Origin of the sequence: Ornithinicoccus halotolerans, from assembly GCF_009602535.1 — a bacterium.
In the GTDB taxonomy this organism is placed as follows: domain Bacteria; phylum Actinomycetota; class Actinomycetes; order Actinomycetales; family Dermatophilaceae; genus Ornithinicoccus; species Ornithinicoccus halotolerans.
The window spans coordinates 1-7,112 of record NZ_WIQI01000124.1 but is presented as its reverse complement, the minus strand read 5'-3'; the positions used below and the strand labels follow the sequence as shown (position 1 = coordinate 7,112).

The 7,112-nt window shown below is 73.4% G+C and carries 4 protein-coding genes and 1 pseudogene; 3 read left to right on the top strand and 2 right to left on the bottom strand.

Features of this window, described 5'->3' with window-relative positions:
• From GFJ45_RS14360 to GFJ45_RS16845, 3 genes and pseudogenes are all read left to right on the top strand, one after another.
• Positions 1-1,564: ABC transporter permease (locus GFJ45_RS14360; protein ID WP_153398397.1), on the top strand; the 1,564-nt coding region annotated here is incomplete at its 5' end.
• 121 nt (positions 1,565-1,685) lie between these two features.
• Positions 1,686-2,216, top strand: a complete 531-nt coding sequence (locus GFJ45_RS14355; RefSeq protein ID WP_153398395.1) for a GNAT family N-acetyltransferase — start codon at positions 1,686-1,688, stop codon at positions 2,214-2,216.
• Positions 2,156-3,493 (top strand): annotated as a pseudogene (locus GFJ45_RS16845) (MFS transporter); the annotation flags it as partial. The gene GFJ45_RS14355 and the pseudogene GFJ45_RS16845, both read left to right, overlap by 61 nt.
• Before the next feature lie 221 nt (positions 3,494-3,714).
• Here the strand turns inward: GFJ45_RS16845 and GFJ45_RS14345 are convergent.
• Together GFJ45_RS14345 and GFJ45_RS14340 are read right to left on the bottom strand one after the other, a co-directional pair.
• The gene (locus GFJ45_RS14345; protein ID WP_228387088.1) at positions 3,715-4,377 is read right to left on the bottom strand and encodes a GNAT family N-acetyltransferase; all 663 of its coding nucleotides are present in this window, start codon (positions 4,375-4,377) and stop codon (positions 3,715-3,717) included.
• Positions 4,378-4,483: 106 nt separating this feature from the next.
• Positions 4,484-7,112 (bottom strand): DUF3604 domain-containing protein (locus tag GFJ45_RS14340; protein WP_153398391.1); only part of this gene is annotated, 2,629 nt, incomplete at its 5' end.

Genomic DNA, 7,112 nt, shown 5'->3' with positions numbered 1-7,112 from the left:
CGGGATCGCGCTCGGGGCGCTGGCCGCCGACGGGCTGCGGAGCCTCAGCGCGGCCTTCGGGACCGCCCTGCCCGACGGACCAACCGTCGTCTCAGCCTCCACCGTCGCGGTGTCCCTCGGGCTCGGCCTGCTGGTCACCGTCGTTGCCGCCATCGGAGCGGCACGTCGGGTCGCCTGGGTCGCTCCGGTCGAGGCGTTGCGTGACTCCGCCGAGGTGTCGCCAGGTGCCACATCCCGCAGCCCGCTGGGTGTCGGTCTCAGGCTCCTGCCACTGGTGGCTGGCCTCGCCGGGACGGGAGCGGTCCTGGCGGGCGCACCCGCGCTCGTGCTCGCCCCCGCGGCCGTCGCGACCGTCGTCGGCGTCGCCCTGCAGGGTCCGGTGGTCACGCCGGTGCTGGCCTGGCTGGTCGGTGCGCCACTGGCCGGGATGGGGCTGCCCGGCCGACTCGCGCGCCAGTCCGCCGCTCGAGCACCGCGCCGCACCACCGCCACCGCCATGGCGCTGGCGCTGAGCCTGGCGCTCATCGCCTTCATGACCGTGGTGGCGACCTCGCTCCAACAGGGCCTGTCGGGGACCTACCGCGAGACCGTCACCGCCGACCTGGTCATCGAGAGCTCACGCGCGGAGATGCTCGGCGGTCTGTCACCGCAGGTCGTCGAGGAGGTGGACCAGCTGCCCGAGGTGCTCGTGACGTCCCGCGTCCGGTACGGGCACTGGCTCGACGACGGCACGACCAGCGCCTTGGCGGCCATCGACCCGGCAACGGTGACAGCGGTCACCAGCTTGGACTTCACGGCGGGCTCCCTGGACGCGCTGCAGACGGGTGGCGTGGTCGTTGCGCAGTCCGTCGCCGACGAACGTGACCTCGTGGTCGGTGACACGGTTGCGATGACCTTCTCGTACACCGGCGAGCAGGAGCTGGAGGTCGTCGGGATCCTGGACCCCCTCGACGCCCAGGCCCTGTCCACCAGCTGGTTCGTCTCGCTGGAGACCTACGCGGAGCACTTCAGGGAGGACCTGGACGCCAGCGTCCTGCTCACGGTGGCCGACGACGTCGACGTCGAGACAGCGAAGGCCTCGGTCGAGGCCGCGCTGGTGGACCACCCGACCGCCGACGTGAGGGACCAGGCGACCGCGGCCGCAGCCCGGGGCGCCACTGTCGAGCAGGTGCTCGGTCTGGTGACGGTGCTGCTCGTCCTCACCATGACCATCGCCCTGCTGGGCATCACCAACACCCTCGCCCTGTCGGTCTCGGAACGCACGAGGGAGATCGGTCTGCTCAGGGCCGTCGGCGCCTCACGTCGCCAGGTCAGCTGGATGGTGCGGGCCGAGGCAGTCCTGATCGCCGCCCTGGCCAGCCTCCTCGGGCTCGGCCTGGGGGTCGGCATGGGGGCAGCCACCGTCGGCGCGCTGGGCCAGCACGCTCCGCTGGCCGTGGCCCTGCCGACAGGCCGGCTTGCCGTGGTCGTCACCGTCGCCCTCGCGGCCGGGCTGCTGGCCGGTCTACTCCCGGCACGGCGGGCCACCCGTATCGACGTCCTGCGGGCGGTCACCGCCGAGTGAGCCCCCACCACCCGCCGGTGCCCGACCGAGCAACCCCGGTGATTCCACCGGCGCGAAGAGTCGGGCACCGGCGGGACCGTGACACCAGGACCCCTGCTTTCCACTCACCAGGAGGACAGTCATGACCACCACCACGGCCACCAACGTTCCCTGCAGCACCGCGGCTGCCGTGACGATCCGTCGCGCCACCCCGGCCGACGCCGCCGCGGTGCACGCGCTCGTGCTCGCCATCGCCGAGCTCGAGGGCGACCTCGAGCATGTCCAGGTGACGGTTGAGGGCTGGCAGGACCTGCTGGGCCGCGACGACGTCACCGTGCTGCTCGCCGAGCAGCGTGGCCACGCGCTGGGTTACGTCTCGGCGACCCGCCGGCTGCACCTGTGGAGCGGGACGGAGCTGCTGGCCGTCGACGACGTCTTCGTCCGGGAGCACGCGCGCGGGTACGGGCTGGGCAGGCAGCTGCTCATCGCCATGGCCGGCACCGTCGCAGCCGAGGAGCTGCTGGTCGTCTGGGGCATGGAGCCGGACAACACCGGTGCCCAGCGCTTCTACCGCCGGCTCGGCGCCACCCTTCGTCCGAAGGTCCTGGCAGGGTGGGCGCCCGCGGCGTACCTGCCTCTGGTCCACGGCGAGAACAGCGAGGAGAACCGGTGAGCGCCGCACCCGCCGGGGTCGACCCGCAGCTCGACCGGCGAGGGTCGGCCCGCTCCTGGCCCTCGGACCGCGCCCGGCTCCGGCGCCGGGCCGCGGCGGTGCTGCTCGTGTCGGCCCAGTTCGTCGTCATGCTGGACACCTCGATCGTCAACGTGGCCCTGCCCTCCATCCAGCGCGACCTCGCACTGGGTCCCGGCGGGGTGGCGTGGGTCGTCAACGCCTACGTGCTCGCGTTCGGCGGGTTGCTCCTCCTGGCGGGGCGTGCCGCCGATGTGGTCGGCCGACGGCGGATGTTCGTCCTCGGGGCCGGGGTCTTCACCGTCGGCAGCCTCGTCGCCGGCACCGCCAACGGCGAGGGGGCCCTGGTCGTCGGAAGGCTCGTCCAGGGCACCGGTGCGGCGGCGCTCAGCCCGGCCGCCATGTCCCTGCTGCTCCTCACCTTCCCCGGCGCGTCCAGAGTGCGAGCGATGAGCGCCTGGGGCGCCGCGTCCACCCTGGGCGGAGCCACCGGCGTCGTGGCCGGTGGCCTGCTCACCGAGACGCACGGGTGGTCATGGGTGTTCTTCGCAACCATGCCCCTGACGGCCGTGGCCGTGGTGATCGGGCCCCTCCTGCTGGACGGCACGGACAGCACCGGCCGGGGGCGCCGCTTCGACGTGGTGGGCTCGGCCACGATCTCGGGTGCCGTGATCGCCCTCTCGCACGCCGCGCTGAGCCTGCCCGACCACGGGTGGGCGTCGCCGCACGTCGTGGCGGCAACGGGCGCCGCCCTGATCCTGCTGGTCGTCTTCGTCCGGGTAGAGCGCATCGTCCCCGACCCGCTGGTACCGCTGGTGATCTTTCGCTCCCGGGTGCTCTCCGCCGGGGTGGTGGTGGCAGTGCTCGGCGGGGCGGCACGCGCCTCCACCTTCGTGCTGGTCGCGCTCTATCTGCAGCAGACCATGCTGCTCGCACCGGCGGCGGCCGGCCTCGCCATGCTGCCGACCTCGCTCACCGGCCTGGCCGTCTCGATGCTCGTCCTCCCGCGCGTCCTGACGGCTCTCGGGCCCGAGCGCAGCATGGCCCTCGGGCTCGTCATCCTCGCCCTGGGGCACGTATCCCTGCTGCGCACCCCCGCGGAGATGCTCTACCTGCGCGACGTGCTGCCAGGCCTGCTCCTGGTCGCCACCGGCGTCGCCCTCAGCTTCACGCCGACCACCATGGTCATCGCGGCGGCCATGCCCACCGAGCGAGCCGGGCTGGCCTCGGGTCTGGCCAGCTCCAGCACACAGGTGGGTGCCTCGCTCGGGCTGGCCGCCTTCACCGCCGTGGCCATCTCGGCGAGCGACGCAGCCCCCACCGAGGCCGCCACCCTGTCCCCCGCCGGGTTCTCGGCGGCCTTCCTGGCCGCGGCGGCCGTCGCGCTGATCACGGCTCTCATCGCGCTCACCCTCCTGGTCCGTCGGTCGGGACCGGTGCGCCGCGTCGGCCCGCCGCGCGCGGGAGAGCCCTTCCCAGATCAGCCCGGTGGCTCGTCCGCACCGGTGCCGCGTGCCTCACGACGCATCGCCCACACCGACGGGCCACCGTCCGGGATGTCCACGCGCCCGGTGACGGCGAAACCCACCCGCCGGTACAACGCGACGTTGCCCTCCGAGGAGGTCTCGAGGTAGGTGGGCGACCTGAGCTCGTCGGCGAGGGCGAGGACCGGCTGCAGCAGCGCGCTCGCCACGCCGCGCCGACGGTGGCGGGGGTGCACCGCCATCGTCGCCACGGTCAGGTGCGGGTCGGCGGGACGCAGACCGGCGCAGGCGGCCTCTGCCTGTGTCGCAGCCGCCAGCCGATCGCCCATCACGTCCGCCTGGGCAGCACCCGCCTGTTCCCACACCTCCGGCGGCACCTGCCGGTCCGGACGCAGCACGACGACCCCACCGACGATGGTCGCGCCCGCGCCGGGCCCCCGAGCCACCCACACGTCGCCGTACGGAAGGGCGATCGCTGTCACGGTCAGGTCGAACAACGCCCGCAATCGCTGCCCGTGCCCCTCGGCCGGCACGATCCAGGACGTCCACGGGTACCCACTGAAGGACTCGGCGAGCACCTCCACGACGGCGCGGCCGTCCCGTCTCGCTGCCGGCTCGACCCGGTAACCGTCCTCCTGCGGCAGCTGGTGACCTACCACGCGGCAGGACCGGGGAGGATGGACTGACCACGGCACATGCCCGGGGATTCTACTGGCGCTGACCTGCAGGCGGCCGCGAGACGAGGGCCTCGCTCGGGCAGGCGCGTCAGGACACCCAGATCGGCGAGGCCCAGGCCATCTCGCCGTCGGCCAGGACGATCCGTGCGTAGTAGAAGGCCGTCCGGTCGCGCGGCGGCGCCGGGTCGGTCCAGCTGAGGTCGATCGAGGTGGTGCCGAGGCTGCTGAGGCCGCCGAATCCGGGCTCGAGCCGGAGGTGCCCGTCCGGAACAGCCACCGGGTGCACCGGCTGCCGGACCAGGTCGGCCAGCGCGACGTCGTACCCCGCCCCCTCCTCGGTCCGCAGCGAGACGGTCGCCTCCTCGGGACCCACCAGGGTGAGCTCGATGCCGCCGCGCTGTGAGCCGTACGGCTCCCCGTAGCTGTGCGTCGTGTTGGCCCAGGCGACCTCGGTGGTTGACGCCGCGACGACGTCCGGGCTCCAGTAGGGGGTCTGCACGACCTGGCCGCCCGCGATGCTGATCCGGCCGTCCCACCGGACCGTGTCCTGGGCCCCGCCCCACTCGATCCGCAGCGGCACGGAGACCTGCCCGTCGGGAACCGGATGGCCGGGCTCGGTCGCGTGCACCACCTCGCCGTCGCGAAGCAGGTCTACCCGCGCTACGTCGGTGTAGCCCTCGGCGTGCACGGTGAACGTCCGGTCCCCCTCCAGCGTCACCTCCTCACCCACCATGGCGTCGCCGAGGCGCAGGTCGATGAGCACGTCGCGGGTGGTAGCGGCAAAGGTACGCCGGCCGTGTAGCGCCTCGAAGATGGACGCGCGGTCCAGCGACTCCGCGTACGCCCCGACATAGCTGGCACCGTGGCCGTGGTCGGAGGAGGCGACGAAGCCGAACCGGTGCCCGCGCAACAGCCCGTCGAGGGTGAAGGTCCCCTCCCGGGTCGCATCGGAGTAGGACCGGAAGGCACCCAGCGCCTCGTAGTTGCCGCGGCAGGCCTGGAAGATCTCGCACAACCGGCTGTAGGAGGGGTGGTGGTAGTCCCAGTCGTTGTAGACCATCGCCGCACCGGGATGGTGCGGGATGGTGACCGCCGGGTACTGCGGATGCTTCTCCAGCCCGTCCCACAGGCCCGCCGGGTCCGTGCTGCCTGCTGCGAACGCGGAGAAGATCGGGGCGCCGCGCTCGACGTCACCGTAGATGACGTTCTGGTGGCCATGGGCGGCCGAGGTCCACTCGAAGCCGTAGAGCGGCACGAACCGCTGGTCGATGTGGAAGAGGTCGGCGATCTTCTGGATCGACCACCACTGGTAGTCCGAGGAGTTCTCCGCGTGGTCGGTGACCGCCCAGAAGTCGTACTCGCAGACGTCCCAGGCATAGCGGTAGAAGTCCTCCAGCGACGGGTCGTCACCGGCGGTGCACCGGCTGACCAGCGAGTGCCGGTGCAGGTCGCCCCAGTACACCCGCAGCTCCCGGTCCCCGGACCGGACGCTGTAGCGCTCCGTGCGGCGCTGGACCGGCTCGGCCCAGCGGCGGGCCTCCGGCCGGTCCCCGGCGTGCATCCGGGTGGCCGGTTGCCCGGCGGAGGCGGAGGGGACGGCGCCGGCGCTGTCGGTCCGTCCGAGCACGACGGTGCCCACGCCGTGGACGCCGTGCCACACGATCTCGCCGTGGTGCTCGTGCAGGTACGGGCACTCCCGACCGCCGAAGCCCTCGGTCCAGTCCAGCGCCACCTGCAGCCGGGCGTCGGTCTGCGCCACGACCACGGCACCGCCGTCGGCGGCGGCGATGGCCACCTCCTCCAGGCCGGCGTCCGTGCCGCTGTACGTCGTCGGCGGCTGCCATCCGTCCCCGGCCAGGACCTGGGTGGCAACCTCCCAGTAGTAGGTCATTAGGGGCAGCCGCCGGTGCACCCGGTAGGCCACGGCAAGCCCGCCGTCGTCGGTGGCCACGAGCTTGGGCAGGGCGGTGGGCACGACGTCGAGGCGCGGCGCCAGCTCCCCGGGGGCGGCCACCACGCCGGTGTCGGTGATGGCGACGACCTGGATGGAGGCCTGGACGTCGGGGAGGAGCTCTGGCGGGACGCTCTCGCCGCCGGGCCGCACCCCCTCGACGTCGGCCGGGTCGGCGCCGACCTCGGCGGCGGGCCGGAGCTTGGTCGGCCCGCTGCCGCCGTGGCCGGTGACCGTGATCAGGTCGAAGGCGCACCACAGCTGCTGGTCGCGGGTCACCGCGAGCTGGGGGTGCAGGGCGTAGTCGCTGCCCGCGGTGAGCGCGCGGGGCTCCCCCAGCCCGCCGTCACCGCTGCGCCGCCGGACCACGACCCGGTAGGACCCGCCGACGTACTCCGACCAGCCATAGGCCGTGGTCCCGTCCTCGAACGCCGCCAGGGTGGGGTCCCACACGTTGGCCTCCGACCCCACGCTCACTGCCTCGGTGGCGCCCCAGGCGGTACCGGAGAAGCGCCGCGCGAAGATCGCGAACCGCTCGCCCTGCCGCCCCTGCCAGCAGACCTCGAGGCTGCCGTCGGCGTGGGCGACCGCCTCCTGGTTGAAGGAGGGCTGGTCAGTGTCGGAGACCGGCTCCGGCTCACCCCACCCGTCGGCCGCGGACCAGCGAGTGCCCCAGACGGTCGCGCCGCCGGCGTCACGGCGCCCGAAGAAGACCCAGGGCACGCCCTCGGTGGTGACCACGGCGGTGGGCCGGAAGACGTCGGCG

Coding starts and splice junctions, on each gene's coding strand:
- GFJ45_RS14355 (WP_153398395.1), top strand. CDS start 1,686: ATGACCACCACCACGGCCACCAACGTTCCCTGCAGCACCGCGGCTGCC.